Raw genomic sequence first — 16,843 nt, forward strand, 5'->3', positions numbered from 1 at the left:
CGGGGTACGGCACGGCCCCCGTAAGATTCCGATGAGGAGGCGGGGTGCGAGAGATCGAGTTCCGGCGGGCAGGCCACGACCTCATTGAGATCGTCATCGACGGCGTTCGGTTGCTCGACCTCGTGCGGGAGGCGGAGCTCCCGTACGCGCGGTCCGAGCAGCTCGAACGAGCCGAGGAGTTCGCGCCCGAGCCCGCCCCACTGCTCGCGGGCGAGTACAGCTACTTCCCGGGGACCGGCTGGCCGAGCCGGCATTACCTGGGCGAGCCCACAGAAGTGGCCTACAACCAAGAAGACGACGAGACCATGTTGCTCGGCTGCACCTGCGGCATCCCGGAGTGCTGGGCGCTGCTGGCCAGAATCGAGGTCACAGACACAGAGGTCCGCTGGTCGGGGTTCTCCAACAGCGCCAGGGATTGGGACCTGTCAGCGACTCTCGGACCGTTCGTCTTCTCCCGCCGGCAGTACGAACAGGCCCTGCGTGCCACCGCCCGCCCCGCACCTGCGCCGCCGACGCCGGTGGTCCATGATGACGTACGGCTGGTACCAGTGATCGACGCGCTGTCCGATGTCGTACACGAGCTGACCGAGGACTATCCCGCACTACCGGATGATGAGTCGCTGTGGGATGCCTACTGGTTGAAGAGGATCGCCGCGGCAGGGCTGCCGAAACCGATGCCGGACAACCCGCGGCTGATTCCGCTGTCGGGTTTTCTCGCGGGAGGTTACCTGACAACGCTGGTCCGAGCCACGCTCCAACGGTCGCTCGGCGGGGGTGAAGAGGGCGCGCTCGACAACGTCAGCTGTCTGGAAGGGGGATATTGCCTGCTGGTGTCGGGCAAGCTCGTCGTCGAGCCGGGATGCTGCAGTGATCTGACGGACTTGGCGAGCTGGCGCGAGGCCGCCCGATACCGCGAGCCGTCTCCTTCGATGGTGTGGATCGGTCATCCCTGGCTCCATGTCGCCGCGGACGGCGACAGACTCCTGTTAACCGGTCCGACGGACACGGACGACCCGGGCCACGAGCTGGCCTGGGTCTCCCGCCGAGCACTTGAGCACGCTGTTCGGCGAGCCGCCGCAGAGGTTCGCTACTTCGCTCGGCCGCTCCACGCGCTCTGCACTTCTCAGACGGATGGCGGAAAAGCGGATGCGCTGTGCTCGGCGCTTCTGGGAGCCTCCTGGCTTCGCTCCGGCGGCGACTGGCCGGCATGAACGAGCTTCCTCGCGTACCCGTTCAGATCAGTTATCGGCGCACCCGATAGCGCAGGTGAAGCACCCGGTTGCCCTGAATCACCACGTCAGGGTCCTCCAACAGGTGCTGCGCGTGGACCGACCCGAAGTAGCGCTTGCCGGACCCCAACACGACGGGTACGACGTCCATGCGCACCTCGTCGACCAGGCCCGCGGCAAGCACCTGGCCACCGACGTCGCCGGCGGCGACCTCGACCATGCGGTCACCCGCGAGCTCCTGCGCCTTGGCCATGGCGGCCTCGACGCCGTCGACGAAGTGAAACGGCGCCTCGGGGTCCCAGCCCTCGGGCATCGGCCGGTGCGACACGACGACCACGTGGTCGATCCCGGCCGGAGGTTTCCCGTCCCAGCCATCCGTCATGTCGAAGACGTGGCGGCCGACGATCGTGACTCCGATCTGGTCCCAGTACGGCCGGGTGTAGTCGTAGGACGTCTGCGACACCTTCAGCTCGCCGCTCTCGTCCAACGGGACGTCACCGCTGGACAACCAGTCGAACAGCGGTCCGGGCTGGTCATTCTCGTCCGCGACGAAGCCGTCCACCGACACCGAGCTGTACATGACCACCTTGCCCACGGGGCTCTCCTCTGCTTTGGGGTGCCCCAAATTAGCGTGTCGTGAGCTGTCGCTCTTGTAAGAAATCAATCGGCCGGCAGCGGCCAGCCGTCCATCACGTGGCCGGGATGTTCGCGCAGGAACCGCCGCCGGACTTCGACGTACCGGGTCGGCGTGAGCCCGGTGAACGCCCGGAACTCGTGGCCGAAGTGGGCCTGGTCGAAGTAGCCTGCGCCGGCGGCGAGCTCGCCCCACTCGATCGGTCCGGCGGGGTCGATCGCGAACGCGGTGGCGGCGAAGCGGTAGGTGCGGGCCAGCCGCTTCGGCGTGACGCCGATGAGCTCCTTGAACCGCCGCGCCAGATGAGTGCTGCTGACACCGGCTGCCACGCTCAGGTCGCCGATCGCCACCGACCCGCTGGTCGCCGCGATGACGCCGCTCGTATGGCGGACCAGCCCCAGGCCGGCGGTCTCGCACAGCCGTCGCATCAGCTCCTGCTCGAGCAGCGTCAGCATCTCGTGCGGTCCGTTCGCCGTGGCCAGCCGGTCCCGCAGCTCAGCAATGGCGGGCCGGCCCCAAACCTGCTCCACCGTCACCGGCCGGTCACACAGCTCGGCCGCGGGCATCGGCAGGAACGGCGCCAGCCCTCACGGCTTGACATGCACGCCGACTGACCGGGTCCCCGGCGGATAGCCGAACTCGAAGGCGCGGGTGGGCATGGTGACCACGCAGCCGTCGGCGTACTCGGCCGTCTCGATGTCGGTGCCGGCGCGGATGCGGAACGGCGCCCCGAGGTTGACGATGAGCAACGCCGACGGCATCGGCGGCAGCGTCAGCCGGGCGTACGGCGGTGCGCCCTCCAGGTAGTAAAGGTCGTCGATCAGCCCGTCCAGCGGCGGTCGCGGCACTCTGGACACGTACTTCACGCGTCACAGCATCGCCGATGTACGGGCGGACCGCCAGGTCGTCGCACGCCGTCCGCCGTCCGCCGTAGGACGGCGGCGGGCGCTTCTTCTCCTTCAGCGCCTGATGATCAACCGTCCACTCTGACCTAGCAGGTGGTGCCGGCCACCTCGTAGTAGTTCGGTCCCGTCTGCCGCAAGGTCGTGGTCACGAACGTGTTCCACAGGCCCATCGCCTGGTCGGAGCCGTTGGCATAGGCGTAGCCGCCGGACTGGTGGGCCCGGCCCGCCTGGGTGTGCGCGTAGTTGGTGGCGGTGAAGCAGGGCTGCGGCGACGGGGTGGGGGTGGGCGTCGGTGTGGAGGTCGGCGGCGATCCCGTGTCGAGGCCGAAGAAGTGGGTGTCGTAGTACGCCGAGCAGATGGTGTCGAGGAAATAGGCGCCCGCCGTGCCGCACTGCTCCGCGGCGCCGCCCGGATCGACCGGCGTGCCGTGCCCCATCCCGGCGATTCGGTAGAAGCGGACCTCACCGCCGCCATAGGTCTCCATCGTGGTGCCACCGGGCAGGCTCGTCGTCGAGGCGGGGGCCTGTGACAGGCCGAGTACGTCGGTGAACTGGTCCCTGAGTTCCACGCCGTTGGCCTTGTTGACCACGTAGTCGGCCTGGCCGTGCCAGATCGAGACCCGCGGCCGCGGGCCGGTGTATCCGGGGTACGCGCCGCGCACCAGGGCACCCCAGTCCTTGGGGGTCTTGGTGACCGGGCCGTTCATGCAGGTGCTGGTCGAGGCGGGTGGGGAGCAGCGGTACGGCAGGCCCGCGACGATCGACGCCGCGTCGAACAGCTCCGGGTACGCCGCGACCATGACCGCGGTCATCGCGCCGCCCGCGGACAGGCCGGTAATGGAGATGCGACCGGGGTCGAGCTGGTAGGTGCTGATCGCGTACGACACCATCTGGGCGATGGACAGCGCTTCGCCCTGGCCGCGCCCGATGTCACCCTCCTGGAACCATTGGAAACAGTTCGACGGCGGGGTGGTGGCCTCGGGGAAGATCAGCGCGAAGCCGTACAGGTCGGCGAACTTCCGCCAGCCGGAGTTGGTGTAGTAGGCGTTGGCGCTCTGCGTACAGCCGTGCAGAGCGACGACGGCGGGGGAGCCCGCGGGCAGACCGTCGGGGCGGTAGACCCACATGTTCAGGGCGCCCGGGTTCGAGCCGAACCCCGTGACCTTCGTCAGGGAGGCCGCCCGGGACGGGCGCGCGACGGCGAGTAGGGCGAGGATGAGGACGAGCGCCGTCACGGCTCTGACGACGGCTCGGCTGGGGAGTGGAAACATCGGCGACTCCGTGGTTCACACGCCTGGCGATTGCCCGTGACGGTACGTTCCTGGCGAACGGCCTGATATGTGGCACGCACCAGAATTCCCGGAGGCGCACATGTGAGTCCGGCCCATACCTCTGTCGCGGACAGCCTTGTCAAGCTCGGCGACCGACCCCCCATGATCTATACGTGAACATCCGACAGGACAGGAACGCGCGGCGGATGCCCGCCGGGTTGGTCGCGCTCGCGCTCGGCGGCTTCGGGATCGGCCTGACCGAGTTCGTGATCGCGGGCCTGCTGCCCCAGGTGAGCCGCGGCCTGGACGTCTCTGAAGCCACGGCCGGGTGGCTCATCTCGGGATACGCCCTGAGCGTCGCGATCGGCGCGATCCTGCTGACCGCCGCCACCACCCGCATCCACCGCAAGGCCGTCCTCGTCGGGTTGGCGGCGTTGTTCGTCCTCGGCAACCTGCTGTCCGCCGTCGCGCCCAGCTACGCCGTGGCGCTGATCGGCCGCGTCGTCGCCGCCCTGTGCCACGGCTCCTTCTTCGGCATCGGCTCGCTCGTCGCCCGGCGCATGGTCCCACCGGAGCGGGCCTCGCAGGCGGTCGCCGTGATGTTCGCCGGGCTGACGGTCGCCAACGTGCTGGGCGTGCCGTTCGGCGCTCTGGTCGGCGAACGCTGGGGCTGGCGCGCCACGTTCTGGGCCATCACCGGGATCGGCGTGCTGGCCGTGGCCGCCATCGCCGTGTGGGTTCCGGCCTGGGCGGGCGCCGTGCACGAGGCCCACCGGCCGGTCGGTCCGCGCCCCCAGCTACGCGCCTTCCGCTCCTGGCAGGTCTGGCTGACCCTGGCCGCCACCGCCCTCGGCTACGGCGGCATGTTCGGGGCGTTCAGCTACATCGCGTACACCTTTACCGAGGTCACCGGCTTCACCAGCGCCGATGTCGCCTGGCTGCTCGTCGTCTACGGCAGCGGCCTGGTGATCGGCAACGTCGCCGGGGGCCGGGCGGCCGACCGCGACCGCGACCGCACGCTGATCGTGTCCCTGGCGGGACTCGCCGCCACGCTCGCGGCGTTCGGGCTGCTGGCCGACGGGCGGGTCGCGTCGGTGGTCCTGGTCTTCCTGCTGGGCGTCTTCGGGTTCGCCGGCGTGCCCGGCATGATCACCCGCGTCACGGACGCAGCGGGCGGCGCGCCGCTCGCCGCCAGCGCCAACGTCGCGGCCTCCAACGTCGGCAACGCCCTGGGCGCCTGGCTCGGCGGCCTCGCGATCAGCGCGGGCCTTGGTTACACCGCGCCGCTGTACGTAGGCGCCGCGGTCGTGGCGCTCGGCCTCGCCGTGATGGTGGTCGCCGCCCGCACCGGGCGTGCCGCCTCAGCTCCGGCGTCCTTTGGTCAGGCGTCTGTCAGCCTCCGCCGTCTGCCGTGACGCAGTTGCTCGCCCAGCGCCCTCAGCCTGCTCAGCTTGCGGTCCATCGGATCGCCCGCGGCCACCTCGAGCGGATACGACTTCAACAGCGCTTACGTGTCGCGGGTCATGTGCAGGCGGCCGTGGTCGGAGGTGGTGACGGCGTCGGGGTCGATGTCGGCGCAGCGCAGAGTCTCGAAGTAGGTGGGGCCGTGGTCGAGGTGGAGCGACAGGGCGGTCGCGGCGCCCAGCGCAGCACCATTTCCATAAACTATGAATATAAAAATGCTATGCTTCGGGCATGAGTCGTCAAGACACCGCTCCTGGCGCGTCCGCCGCCATCGGGGCAGCCCTCTACGGCCTGGCCACCAGGGCCGCGAGACGCCTGCCCCGGGACATGAGTCTGACGTCCGCCGCCACCCTGGCCACCCTGGACCGGACCGGCCCGCGGCGCATCACCGATCTGGCCGCGGTCGAGGGCGTCACCCAGCCCGCGATGACCGCCCTGGTCCGGGTGATGGAGGAGTCCGGCCTGGTCGAGCGGCGGGGCGACGCGTCCGACAAGCGGGTCACGCTGGTGTGCCTGACCGAGGCCGGCGCCTCCTATGTCCGGACGCGGCGCCAGGCGGGCGTCCACGCGTTCGAGCGGTTGATCGGCGAGCTCACCGGCGAGGAGGTCGAGGCGCTGGTGGCGGCCCTTCCGGCGCTGAAGCATCTGGCAGAGCTCGAAAGCCAGGACCGCGAAGGGCCGAAGCAGTGACCGGCAGCCGGTCGGCGGGGTCGCGGTGAAGGCGTTCCCGGTGGCGCGTTCCGAGGCGCGGCTGCTGGTCCCCGCCCTGATGTTCATCGCTCTGGTCGTGGCGGCGGTCGCCAGCCTCGGGACGCCGCTCATCACCAGCGTGGCGACCTCGTTCCACGTCTCGCTCGGCAGCGCGCAGTGGACGCTGACCGTCGCGCTGCTCAGCGGCGCCGTCGCCACGCCGGTCCTGGGCCGGCTCGGAGCCGGCCCGCACCGGCGGGCCACGATCCTCGCCACGCTGGCGGTCGTCGTCGCCGGCAGCGCGCTCACCGTGCTGCCGCTGCCGTTCGCGTGGCTGCTGGCCGGCAGGGCGGCCCAGGGCGTCGGGCTCGGGCTGACGGCGCTGATGATGGGCGTGGCCCGGGACCACCTCCCCGAGGAGCGCAGCGCGGCCGTGATCGCCCTGATCTCGGTGGTCTCGATCATCGGGGCCGGCGTCGGCTACCCGCTGGCCGCACTGCTCGCCGAACTCGGCGGGGTACGGGCCGCCTACGGCCTCGGCCTGGTGGTCACCGCCGCCGCCCTCCTGACCGCGTGGCGCTCCATGCCCGAAGCCCCCGAAGGCCGCTCCGCCCACGTGGACGTGGCAGGCGCGGTCGTCCTGGCCGCTGCGCTGCTCCTGGTGCTGTTCCTCGCCGGTGAACGGAATCTGTGGAGCCGGCACCTCGCCGTGGCGGCGGGCCTCGCCGTCGTCGCGGTGGTGCTGCTCTGCGTCTGGGCCGTCATCGAGCTGCGCACCACGACGCCCCTGGTCGATGTGCGGGCGGTGCGGCACCCGGCGGTCGCCGGGGCGAACCTCGCCATGTTCGTCGGCGGGATCGGCATGTACCTCCTGCTCACGCTCATCACCCGGTACGCGCAGACGCCGCACGGCGCCGGCTACGGCTTCGGGCTGACGACCTTCGTCGCTGGGCTGGTCCTCATCCCGTTCTCGGTGCTGGGGTTCGTCGCCGGCAAGCTCACGCCGCGGGTCCGGACGCGGATCACCGACCCCCTGCTCCTGGCCGGCAGCGCCGTCGTGGTCGGTGGCGGGTTCGCCCTGTTCGCGGCGGCCCGATCGGACCTGACCGAACTGTTCGCGGCGATGGGCGTGCTCGGCTTCGGCGTCGGCGGCTTCTCGGCCGCGATGCCCGGCGTCATCCTGGCCGTCACCCCCAAGAGCGAGACGTCGAGCGCCATGAGCTTCAACTACGTCGTCCGCAGCGTCGGGTACTCCCTGGGCAGCGCCATCGGCGGCCTGATCCTCACCGCGGGCACCGGCCTCGGCCACCTCTTCCCCGACGACAGCGCCTACACCACCGCGGCGCTGGTCGGCATCGGCGCCATGGCGATCACGACGCTGACAAGCCTCGCTCTCGCCCGCCGACGCTCGTCCGAGACCAACCCGTAAGTCAGATGCACTCATCCCAACACTGGAGGTTCCATGCCCAAGGGCTACTGGGTCAGCGCCTACCGCACCATTTCAGACCCTGAGAAGCTGGCTGCTTACAACAAGCTGGCCGGTCCGGCCGTCGCGGCCGGAGGCGGTCGGGTCCTCGTTCGTGGCGGTCGGGTCGTGGCGCATGACGCCGGAATCGCCGAGCGCACCGTCCTGATCGAGTTCGACAGCTTCGAGCAGGCCGTCGCGGCGCACGAGAGTGCGGCCTACCAGGAAGCGTTGGTCGTCCTCTCCGACGGCGTCGAGCGCGACTTCCGCATCGTCGAAGGCATCGACTGACCGAGGTCAAGATGGTGGATCTTCACTGAAGATCCACCATCTTTCTCCGCGCCCAACACAACCAGTTCCTGAGCCGCCCCGGTAGACAGCGACAGCCGTGGTCCGCAGCAGGGCGGTCAGCGCTCGGCCGGTGGATTCCAGTGGGCGATGCGGACCTCGCGCAGCCAGGCTTCGACCGTGGCGGCGTCGGGCTGGGCGGGCAGCGGCGTGGGCGCGGTGTCGAACGCCTTCTCGGTGGCCGCCAGGAGGTCGTGGGCCTCCTGGGTGTTGCCTTCTGCGACCCTTTCGCCGAAGGCGCGGATCGCCTCGGGGTCGGGGAGCCGGATCGGCAGGTGGCCGGTCTCGTACAGCTCGCGCCCCTGGTGCAGGAGGCGGGCGAGATGGCGGGCATGCTTGCTGGTCCGCTTGCGGGTGTCGGCCGAGAACGAGCCGTCGCCGCGCCGGTCGAGGCGCTGGAACTGCTGAGTGGCGTACCCGAGGTAGGCGTCGCGGACCCGCGGGCCGGACAGGAACGCCGTCCGGATGGCGATCAGCTGGTCACCGAGCGGGGTACGGGTCTCGTACAGGTCGTCGGGCAGCCACACCAGCTCCATCACGGTCGGATTGCCACCCAGCGCGAGAGAGCACCACTTGCCCACCTCGTGGAGCGTCCGGTCGGGGTTGGTGTGGACGATGCTGTCCTTGGGCCGGGACAGACCGACCATGGCCAGCGTGGGGGTGGCGAAGATGCCAAGCCGGTCGACGTCGGAGTCGGGCCCGGCCAAACCGTAGGCGGTGGAGCCGACGACGCCGGCCAGCAGCACGGTGCCGGGGATGTTGGTCACGGGAGGTCCTTCGGGGGCGGTGATCGGGCAGCGCCCGCAGGTGGTGGGTGTCGTAGGAACCTCAAGGCTCCTGCCGCGGGGCCAGGCGCGCGTGCGGTCAGCGGGGGACAGGCCCGTCGAAGTGGATGCCTTCGAGGAGGTCGGCGGTCGGCCGGTCCAGGACGTGCGCGCCGGTGGCCGGGCTGGTGCGGCCGGCCCGGACCCGCCCCAGCAGCGCCTCCCAGCGGCGATTGTGCTGTGCGAACGTCCGCGTCGTCACGACCCGGCCCCTGGCCTGCTGGCCGGCCAGCGCGTCCGCGGGAGGGGCGTCGAGCAGCAGCAGGTGGAACGGGACCGCCGATCGGCGCGCCAGCCAGGCGAACCCGTGCAACACGGCGGATCCGCAGCCGCGATTGTGCGCGATCACCGCGGTGCCGCCCCGCAACGCCCGGCCGATGCGCCACACGTGCGTCGTGAACACCACCGCGGTACGCAGCGGCTTGGGCGCCCAGCCCAGACTCGTGCTCCACCGCAGGCGTGACTGCGCCGAGTCGATCACCACCACCGCGCCCGCCACGACCGGGCGGCTCTCCGTGCCGTCCAGGGCGTACAGGCGGCGCAGCAGCGTGGTCTTGCCCGCGCCGGGCAGGCCGGTCAGGATCACCAGGGAGCCGGCCGGGTAGCGCAGCGTCCCAGCGGCCTCCGGAACCGCCGGCACCGAGATTGTCAAGACCCTCACCTTCACCCCGATAGTACGGACACGTGCGTTGGTCACATTTTGCTGCACGTCAGGTGACAAGAGTGCCGTATCGGCGTGTTTATCCGCAGATCTAGGGGGATGGCGTCACAGACTGTTCCCTTGGCGGCGGGCCAAGGATCAAGGGGCATCGGTCCAGCGGCGCTTTCGCCACGGGAACGGCGCGATCTCGATGCGCGAGTTGACGGAGCCGTTCCACTTGGCCTCGACCCCGTGAGCGGTGAGGGTGTCGCACACCTCTTGTGCGATGGCGGCGCTCGCCGCGTCGCTCTTCGCCTCGTCGTCTTCGAAGGCGCCGAACGCCAGCATCAGCCCGTCGCCCTGAACCCCGGACTCGAGGTCCTGGCCGTGATAGAAGACCGCGCCGCGGGGCTTGTCCGGCAACTCCGAGGCGGCTTCGAGAGCGTCGGTCCAACCGTCGGACATCGTGAAACCCGCGTTCTGCAACGCGACGAGGCCGCGCTCGTTCAGCTCCTCGAATGCCTGGTCGATGGCGTCGTTCACGGTGGGGGTGAGCCAAGTGTCCTCACGCGCCCGCTCCTGCCGGAACAGCTCTTCCGCGTACGCCTTCAGCTCCTCCAGCAGATCTTCGTCGGTCGTTTCGTCCTCTAGCCAGTCCTCTATGTCGTATTCATCGTCGAAACCACCGAGAACTGCGAGTTCGATCTGCTCTCGTAAGAATGCGCGTTCCGTTGCCAACTCATCCGCACCGTCGTCACCATGCATGCGAGGAACCTACATGATCACTCCGACGCATCTTGCGGCCGCGTGGACGGCCGGTGAATGTCGATGGTGCGTGCGGGCCGCGACGCGTACGCCGACGGTGTCCGGGGGCCGACCTCATCGGCCGGGGTCGGCCGGCAGCGCCAAAGATGGCGGGAAAGCGCTTTCAAGGAGGGCGTCCCATGATCCGCCAGGGCTCACGCTGATGGCACACATCGCGCTGTGCCACACCGATCGCGGCGAGGGCGAGACCCTGCTCCTCGTGCACGGCTGGGGCGGTCACGCCCGTACGTGGGCGCCCATCGCCGACGCGCTCCAGCCGGGTCACCGGGTGATCGCCGCCGACCTGCGCGGGCACGGCGGGTCGCCGGCGCCCATGGCCGGCTACCGGCCCGTCGACCTGGCGGGGGACCTCGTGGCCCTGCTCGACCGCCTCGACGCCGGATCGGTCGTCGCCGTGGGGCACTCGATGGGCGCCCAGGTCGTCACCGCCATGGCCGTGGAGCACCCCGAGCACGTCTCCGCGCTGGTGGTCGTCGATCCTGCCTATGGTGCGGACGCCGCCGAGGAGCGGTTGTTCGGAAAACGGCTGGCCGCCCTGCGGTCCAAGGGCGCGGCGGCGGCCGTCCGCCAGCTCGGCACCCTGCCCGCCGAGGTACGCGCCCAGTTGCTCGCCACCCCCGGTCACGTACTGGCCGCCTGCTATGAGGGCATGTACCTGGGCCCGGACGCGTTCGGCGCCCGGCCCGCGACGCGCCGCTACCTGGCCAGGCGCACCCGCCCGGTCCTTTGCGTCCGCTCGCTGAGCGAGCCGGCGGCGTGGGAGTCCTCTATCCCCGCACCTTCCGGGTCGCAGATGGTCACGTGGGACGGCACCGGGCATTTCCTGCACCTGGAACGCCCCCAGGCCTTCGCCGGCCTCCTTCGCCGCTGGCTGGCCACCCTGCGCCCGCACGCCCGCGCCCGCGCGTAGCGCCAGGCCTTACCCGTCCGCGACGTCACTGCCGCAGCAGGGCGAAGTCGGCGCGATCGTACGCCTGCCGTTTCAGCGGCTCGGCCTCTGCGACCGGCAGCCGACTTCAGCCAGGCCAGGGGTCAACGCATCCTCAACATGACCTCAACATCCCCGCTCCTATGGTCGGCGTGACATTTCGGACGGAGAAAACGGAGAAAGGGGACACGTAAGATGAGCATGAGAGGAAAGATCCGACTCGCGGCGATGGCGGCACTCGTCTCTGCCGCTCTGGTCGTACTTCCTGGCTACAGCGCCTCGGCATCGACCGAGTCGGCCGCCCGGGACGGCGCCCCCGACTGCGCCACGACCTGGACTGGACACGACTACAACAAGTGGGTCAAGGTCCGCAACGACTGCGGGCACACCATCCGTGTCAAGATCGTCATCCAGTACAACTTCGACAGTGAGTGCAAGGTGCTCAAGCCGCACAAGACCTTCCTCTTTCGGCACGGCTGGGGCTCCTACCTCGACGAAGTCAGGGCCTGCTGACTTGGCGATCGTATGAATGCCGGATCGCGAATTCCGGTACGAAAAGGTGCCTTCCACTCTGCCTCCGCTGCGACCCCAGCATGTCGCCGCCAGACAGGTGAGAAGGCACCTTTTCGCGCTATCTCATATTTCGCCGATAAATCAGGACCGTTGCCAACCCTCGGGAAGAGGGGCCTGCTTCGCGGAAGGGGCCGCGTCGTAGAGGATGAAGAGCGCCCAGTCCCGCCCGTTGGTCGCACAGGCCGAATGGTCCCAGGTCCACCAGCCCTGACTGGCGCCCCATCTACGCTGCGCTTCGCAGGTCCCCTCGTCCGGATAGAAATTGAAGATGTACCAGACTCCCGCCGCGGCGTTCGCCTGCGTGATGGACGATGCGCTTTCCGCCCAAGTCGGCGCGGCCAGCGTCATGCCGCCGGCGGCGAGAGCGGCCGTGATCGCGAGTGTCGTCGCGGCTTTCTTGATATTCCGCACTGTTCTCTCCTGAGTGTGATTCATCGGATCGAAGGTCACGGGGAGGGGTCGTAGACGACCCAGAGGGCCCACTGGCCGTTGAGGGGCCGGCAGGTGAATCCAATAGCTCCGTTTTGGTGGACGTATGCCCGGCCGACTTCGGCGCAGCTGTCCAGGCTGGAATACCAGCCGCCCCATTCCGTGTGGCTCTCCACCTGCGCGGGGCCCGCCACTTGCCGGGTCGACGAGCTGCTCTGCGCCGCGAATGCTGGGACCACGGGAGTCAGGGCCAAGCCCAGGCCGACTAGGCCGACGGCTATTCGCCTCGCCATGCGATTGTGCATACTTCATCCCTTCTTCTGGATCGAAAACCCTTAGACGGGGACGGAGACGCTGAGGCGGTCTCCGACCGGCACGGGACTCGTACCCGGAGCGATGATTAGGGACAGTCCCTGGCAGTGCGTTCCTTGGTAAACGGTGACAGCGACATTCGTGCGATTTGTGACATTGCTGAAGGCTGATGCGGTGCTGTAACAACCGGCCGTGGGATTGTTATACATGATTCTTTGCCCGGCAGGGCTGATGGAAAGAATCAGTGTTCCCGTGGCGGCGTTCGCGGGCGCCGCGACGAGCGCCATGCCTGCGACCAGTGTCGTCATCGCGAGTAACCGTGCTGTCGTTCTCAAGGCGACTCTCCTTTTGTCGCGAATCTCCAAGGGATTTCGAGGCCGCGGACATCATGCTCGCCGCTTCGGCTTTCGTATCGCTGGCGTGGCGCTGACATGTCCTTGTGGAAGGAGTCAGTGCGGCGAAAGGGGATCAGCGTGCGGGGCAATGGTCCGATCGGACGGGCCGCGGTTTGCTGCTGGGGGCGGGGCTTACCGGGCAGGCCGTGATGGAGAGTCGCCGAGTGTAAAGGCCGCCGGGTCGCGGTGCGCGGCGGGCAACGGTGCGGAGCGGGCCACTATGTGTGGCGGGTCGCGGTGCGCGGGGGGCCACTATGTGCGGCGGGTCGCGGTGCGCGGGAGGCCATCATGTGCGGCGGGTCGCGGTGCGTGGGGGCCGGCGAAAAACGATTTTTCAAGATCCGCCTTTTTTGACCTCTCTTCCGTACACGTTTCGACAGTTGAACGCGGAAGGAGAAGCCAATGACCCCACTGCGATCCGTCCCGCGAACACACGCCGAGCATGCCTGGCCCCTGCGCGAAGACGTGCAGGCCGTCCGGTATGCCCGAACGGTCGTCCGTGACGCGCTGACCGGACTGGAACTGAGTCCCGATCTCGTCGATGACGCCGTGCTAATGGCCAGCGAATTGGTGACAAATGCCTTTCTGTATGGAGAGGCACCCTATGAGCTGGTGCTTCACGCCGATCCCGAGGAGATCGTGTGCATGGTGGTGGACTGCGGTCCACCGCTGCCGGTGGCCCGTGTGGTCGACGCCGACGCCGAGCGCGGGCGGGGGCTGTGCATCGTCGCCGCGCTCTCCGAAGGCTTCTGGGGATGCCATCCCCAGAAGTACGTCACCAGTCCGGGGCGTATCGGGAAGGCGACGTGGTTCGCGTTGCCGTACCGGCGTCCGAGGATGCCGGCCGTACGGCGGGGCGGGCTGTTCGCCGGGAGAGGGCCCGGAAGCGCCGCCTAGCGCCTGACGCCGGAGCGGGAGAGGAACGGGCGCTGTGGGGGCGCCTGTTCGATCCGCGAGCTGTTCACAACGACACACCGCTGGCCTAAGGCGATACGCCACCGGCCAGGCAAGGCACGCTGCCGGCTTATATGGCGACACGCCGCCGGTTTAATGCGATGCAGTGTGCCGGCGATGCGTGGTTGGGTGGGTGCCATGGATGCCCCTCGCTTGCTGGCCTGTCTGGCTGACGAATACGGCCTGCTCAGAGCCGCGGCCTCCGCCGCGCCGGACGCGGCGCCCGTGCCTAGCTGCCCGGGGTGGACCGCCGCCGATCTGGTCGCGCACATCACTGAGGTCTACCTGCACAAGGCCGAGACGATGCTGCGCGGGGAGTGGCCGACCCCATGGCCGCCCGACCTGTCCGGTGAGGAGCCGTTCGCGGTGCTCGACCGGGCCTTTGCCGAGCTGATGGCGGAGTTCGCCGCTAGGGCCCCGGACGACTACGCGCTCACCTGGTACGAGCCCGACCAGAGCGTCGGGTTCTGGATCAGGCGCATGGCCCAGGAGACGGTGATCCACCGCGTCGACGCCGAACTCGCGGCCGGCCTGCCCGTGACGCCCGCCGCCGACGACCTGGCCCTCGACGGGGTGGACGAGGGACTCAAGGTGATGCTCGCGCACGAATTCGCCCACTACCCCGAAAGCTTCGCCGAGGCCCTGCGCCCCGACCTCAAGGGGGCGATCGCGGTCGTCGGCGGAGAGCGCGCCTGGCTCGTACGGGCCACGCCCACCGAGATCACCGTCGCCGACGAGACCGCCGACAGGGCGGTCGAGCAGGCGCGGACCGTCGTGTCGGGGGCGCCCGACGAGTTGCTGCGCTGGGTGTGGGGCAGGGGCGGCGAGGTGTCGGTCACCGGCGACCCCGAGCAGGTCACCTACCTGCGCCGACTCCTCTCCCTCGCGACCCAGTAACCCCAGCGACCCGAGCGACCGGGCGGCGGGCCTTACAGCCCGCAGAGCTCCGACAGGCTCTGGGCGGTCTTCTGGCTGTTCTGGGTGGGCGTCTGGGTCGGCTTGGCGGCGGCGTACGAACGGGTCGGCCTGGTCGTGGGCGTCCCGGGCGAGGACGTGACGTCAGCCGCCTGCGCGCTCCGGGTCGGCCGGACCGAGTCCTTGATCGCCTTGTCCGCGGCCCGCCGGATCTTCAGCCAGTCGGGACGCCCCGACAGGAACTCCGGCGGTACGAACTGCAAGCTGGTGATCTTGGCGCTCTTCACCTTGACGGCCAGCGCCACGAGCGGCTCGACCAGCTCCTGCGGGATGTTCGTCTGCGCGAGCCGCTTCGTCGCATCGGCGATCTTGCCGAAGTTCAACAGGATCTTGTCGGGCGTCGCCTGCTGCGCGAACGCGCCGATGACGCAGCGCTGGCGGGCCATGCGCGAGAAGTCGTCGCTGTCCACTCGCGACCGGCCGTACCACAGGGCCTGCTCGCCGGTCAGCTTCTTGTAGCCCGCCTTGATCGTGCCCGCGGTGCCGAAGTGGCCGCCCCACTTGATGTCGCGCTCCACGCGGATCTTGAGGCCGCCGATGGCGTCGACCAGGTCCGCGAAGCCGTACATGTTCATCATGGCGTAGTAGTCGATCTTCAGGTTGAGCGTGTAGCCGATGGCGTCCATCAGCGCGCGTGGGCCCCTGTTCTTGCCGCCCATGATCTGCGGGTTCTCAGTGGCGTACTGCCAGACCTCGTTGAGCAGGCCGCCGTTGGGCAGCTCCGCCATGAAACCGTTGGGGAACTGCTTGCGCAGCGGCGAGGACGTCGGGAAGTGTACGTGCTGCAGGTTGCGCGGCAGGCTGAACAGGACCGTCTTGCCCGTCGCGATGTCCACGCTGGCGATCGTCATGCTGTCGGTGCGCACGCCGGTACGGTCGCCGGCCGCGTCGCCGCCGATCAGCAGGAAGTTCACCCGGTCCTTGCCGTTCCAGGGATCGTCCTCCTTGATCGGCGCGACACTCGGGTCCGTGCTCAGGGCGATGGGGACGAAGATCTTCTGGGAGGCGTTGCGGAAGGTCAGCACGGTGTCCGCGACGAAGGCGAAGGGGGCCATGACCGAGACGCAGAGCACGCCGACCACGATGCCGGAGACGATCTGGCCCTGCTGGTGCAGCCGGTTGGGGCCGAGCGCCACGTACGACAGCACGATGATGGCGAACCAGGCCAGTGCGAGCACAGCGGCGATGACGATGACCGTCAGCTGCATGTCGGCGCCGACCAATTGGGCGATGTTGTCCTTGTTGCGCGTCAGCCCGAACGCCAGCCCGGCGAGCAGCAGCACCACGTACGCGCCGAGCATGACCAGGCCGGTACCACGGCGCCCGGCGCGCAGGTGAGCGGCGCCGGGGACGATGGCGGACAGCAGGGTCCAGCCGAGCAGGCCGCCGGTGGAGAGCGGCTTGGCGAACTGGGGCGCCGCCGAGGCCGCCCGCGGCCGGGGCTTGGGCCGCCCGGCGCCGGAGGACGCGGGACCACGAGCGCCCTTGCCGCCCCGGCCCTTCCCACCCGGACCCTTCCCACCCGGACCGGTGCCACCCGGACCGGTCTCGCCCGGGCCGGTCCCGCCGGGACTCGTGGGATGCGTGCCAGCCGGACGCGTGCCGTGGCCGCCTGCGGACGGGGGGCTGTCGCCGGGGGCGTCGCTCTGCGGTGAGCTGTCCGCGGGGGTGCGGTTCTGCGGTGAGCTGTCTGCGGGGGTGCGGTTCTGGGGTGAGCCCGCGTCCGGCGGTTCGCCCGTACGGCCGGCGTCCGAACCCTCTCCTGGTCCGGTTTCGGACCCTGTGCCCGAGCGGCGGGGAGCGCGCCGTTTTCTGCCCTCGGGCGCGGTGTCCACCCCATCGCGCTTGCTCACACCGGCTCCTTCACACGCCTACCTGGCGAAACCCATGGTTTTTGCACCCCGTAGGGCACAAGATTGCCAGGAGTCTAGCTCCCATATAGGGACATCCAAGACATGTACCCAACCTGAGATGAACAGGCC

At 69.4% G+C, this 16,843-nt stretch carries 18 protein-coding genes; 9 read left to right on the forward strand and 9 right to left on the reverse strand.

Going from position 1 to position 16,843, the window contains the following annotated elements; all coding sequences use genetic code 11:
- Positions 1-44: 44 nt before the first annotated feature.
- The gene (locus ACIBO2_RS29220) at positions 45-1,211 is read left to right on the forward strand and encodes a hypothetical protein (RefSeq protein WP_358552859.1); all 1,167 of its coding nucleotides are present in this window, start codon (positions 45-47) and stop codon (positions 1,209-1,211) included.
- Between the two features lie 31 nt (positions 1,212-1,242).
- Here the strand turns inward: ACIBO2_RS29220 and ACIBO2_RS29225 are convergent, their stop codons facing one another.
- The 4 genes from ACIBO2_RS29225 to ACIBO2_RS29240 form a co-directional block, all read right to left on the reverse strand.
- Positions 1,243-1,824, reverse strand: coding sequence for a dihydrofolate reductase family protein (locus ACIBO2_RS29225; protein ID WP_358552857.1), 582 nt, complete (start codon positions 1,822-1,824; stop codon positions 1,243-1,245).
- A 65-nt stretch (positions 1,825-1,889) separates the two neighbouring features.
- Complete coding sequence (locus ACIBO2_RS29230; protein WP_397300892.1) at positions 1,890-2,429, reverse strand: helix-turn-helix domain-containing protein; 540 nt, start codon at positions 2,427-2,429, stop codon at positions 1,890-1,892.
- A gap of 21 nt (positions 2,430-2,450) precedes the next feature.
- Complete coding sequence (locus tag ACIBO2_RS29235) at positions 2,451-2,729, reverse strand: hypothetical protein (RefSeq protein ID WP_397300895.1); 279 nt, start codon at positions 2,727-2,729, stop codon at positions 2,451-2,453.
- 125 nt (positions 2,730-2,854) lie between these two features.
- Positions 2,855-4,039 (reverse strand): PHB depolymerase family esterase, encoded by a 1,185-nt coding sequence (locus ACIBO2_RS29240; RefSeq protein ID WP_358552853.1) that lies wholly within the window; start codon positions 4,037-4,039, stop codon positions 2,855-2,857.
- Positions 4,040-4,212: 173 nt separating this feature from the next.
- Between ACIBO2_RS29240 and ACIBO2_RS29245 the strand changes: the two genes are divergently transcribed.
- The 4 genes from ACIBO2_RS29245 (at position 4,213) to ACIBO2_RS29260 (ending at position 7,949) form a co-directional block, all read left to right on the forward strand.
- On the forward strand, positions 4,213-5,454 hold the full coding sequence (locus tag ACIBO2_RS29245; RefSeq protein WP_397300897.1) for an MFS transporter: 1,242 nt from the start codon (positions 4,213-4,215) through the stop codon (positions 5,452-5,454).
- A gap of 280 nt (positions 5,455-5,734) precedes the next feature.
- The gene (locus ACIBO2_RS29250; RefSeq protein ID WP_358552849.1) at positions 5,735-6,193 is read left to right on the forward strand and encodes a MarR family transcriptional regulator; all 459 of its coding nucleotides are present in this window, start codon (positions 5,735-5,737) and stop codon (positions 6,191-6,193) included.
- Between the two features lie 40 nt (positions 6,194-6,233).
- Positions 6,234-7,622, forward strand: a complete 1,389-nt coding sequence (locus tag ACIBO2_RS29255) for an MFS transporter (RefSeq protein WP_358552847.1) — start codon at positions 6,234-6,236, stop codon at positions 7,620-7,622.
- A 33-nt stretch (positions 7,623-7,655) separates the two neighbouring features.
- Positions 7,656-7,949: a DUF1330 domain-containing protein gene (locus ACIBO2_RS29260; protein ID WP_358552845.1), complete on the forward strand. Its 294-nt coding sequence runs from the start codon at positions 7,656-7,658 to the stop codon at positions 7,947-7,949.
- A 116-nt stretch (positions 7,950-8,065) separates the two neighbouring features.
- On the opposite strand, the gene ACIBO2_RS29265 is transcribed toward ACIBO2_RS29260, so the two are convergent.
- The 3 genes from ACIBO2_RS29265 to ACIBO2_RS29275 form a co-directional block, all read right to left on the reverse strand.
- On the reverse strand, positions 8,066-8,773 hold the full coding sequence (locus ACIBO2_RS29265; protein WP_358552843.1) for a DNA polymerase beta superfamily protein: 708 nt from the start codon (positions 8,771-8,773) through the stop codon (positions 8,066-8,068).
- 97 nt (positions 8,774-8,870) lie between these two features.
- Complete coding sequence (locus ACIBO2_RS29270) at positions 8,871-9,482, reverse strand: AAA family ATPase (protein ID WP_358552841.1); 612 nt, start codon at positions 9,480-9,482, stop codon at positions 8,871-8,873.
- Between the two features lie 147 nt (positions 9,483-9,629).
- Positions 9,630-10,235, reverse strand: a complete 606-nt coding sequence (locus tag ACIBO2_RS29275; RefSeq protein ID WP_358552839.1) for a DUF6891 domain-containing protein — start codon at positions 10,233-10,235, stop codon at positions 9,630-9,632.
- Positions 10,236-10,437: 202 nt separating this feature from the next.
- Between ACIBO2_RS29275 and ACIBO2_RS29280 the strand changes: the two genes are divergently transcribed.
- Together ACIBO2_RS29280 and ACIBO2_RS29285 are read left to right on the forward strand one after the other, a co-directional pair.
- The gene (locus ACIBO2_RS29280; protein WP_397300903.1) at positions 10,438-11,205 is read left to right on the forward strand and encodes an alpha/beta fold hydrolase; all 768 of its coding nucleotides are present in this window, start codon (positions 10,438-10,440) and stop codon (positions 11,203-11,205) included.
- Between the two features lie 219 nt (positions 11,206-11,424).
- Complete coding sequence (locus tag ACIBO2_RS29285) at positions 11,425-11,736, forward strand: hypothetical protein (RefSeq protein ID WP_358552835.1); 312 nt, start codon at positions 11,425-11,427, stop codon at positions 11,734-11,736.
- Between the two features lie 141 nt (positions 11,737-11,877).
- Here the strand turns inward: ACIBO2_RS29285 and ACIBO2_RS29290 are convergent, their stop codons facing one another.
- Positions 11,878-12,246, reverse strand: a complete 369-nt coding sequence (locus ACIBO2_RS29290; protein WP_358552833.1) for a hypothetical protein — start codon at positions 12,244-12,246, stop codon at positions 11,878-11,880.
- Positions 12,247-13,334: 1,088 nt separating this feature from the next.
- Between ACIBO2_RS29290 and ACIBO2_RS29295 the strand changes: the two genes are divergently transcribed.
- Together ACIBO2_RS29295 and ACIBO2_RS29300 are read left to right on the forward strand one after the other, a co-directional pair.
- Positions 13,335-13,829 (forward strand): ATP-binding protein, encoded by a 495-nt coding sequence (locus ACIBO2_RS29295; RefSeq protein ID WP_358552831.1) that lies wholly within the window; start codon positions 13,335-13,337, stop codon positions 13,827-13,829.
- Between the two features lie 195 nt (positions 13,830-14,024).
- Positions 14,025-14,783, forward strand: coding sequence for a maleylpyruvate isomerase family mycothiol-dependent enzyme (locus tag ACIBO2_RS29300; RefSeq protein ID WP_358552829.1), 759 nt, complete (start codon positions 14,025-14,027; stop codon positions 14,781-14,783).
- A gap of 32 nt (positions 14,784-14,815) precedes the next feature.
- On the opposite strand, the gene ACIBO2_RS29305 is transcribed toward ACIBO2_RS29300, so the two are convergent.
- Positions 14,816-16,714 (reverse strand): LCP family protein, encoded by a 1,899-nt coding sequence (locus ACIBO2_RS29305; RefSeq protein WP_397300908.1) that lies wholly within the window; start codon positions 16,712-16,714, stop codon positions 14,816-14,818.
- Between the last annotated feature and the right edge of the window lie 129 nt (positions 16,715-16,843).

It is taken from the genome of Nonomuraea sp. NPDC050022 (assembly GCF_044460705.1).
Lineage (GTDB): Bacteria > Actinomycetota > Actinomycetes > Streptosporangiales > Streptosporangiaceae > Nonomuraea.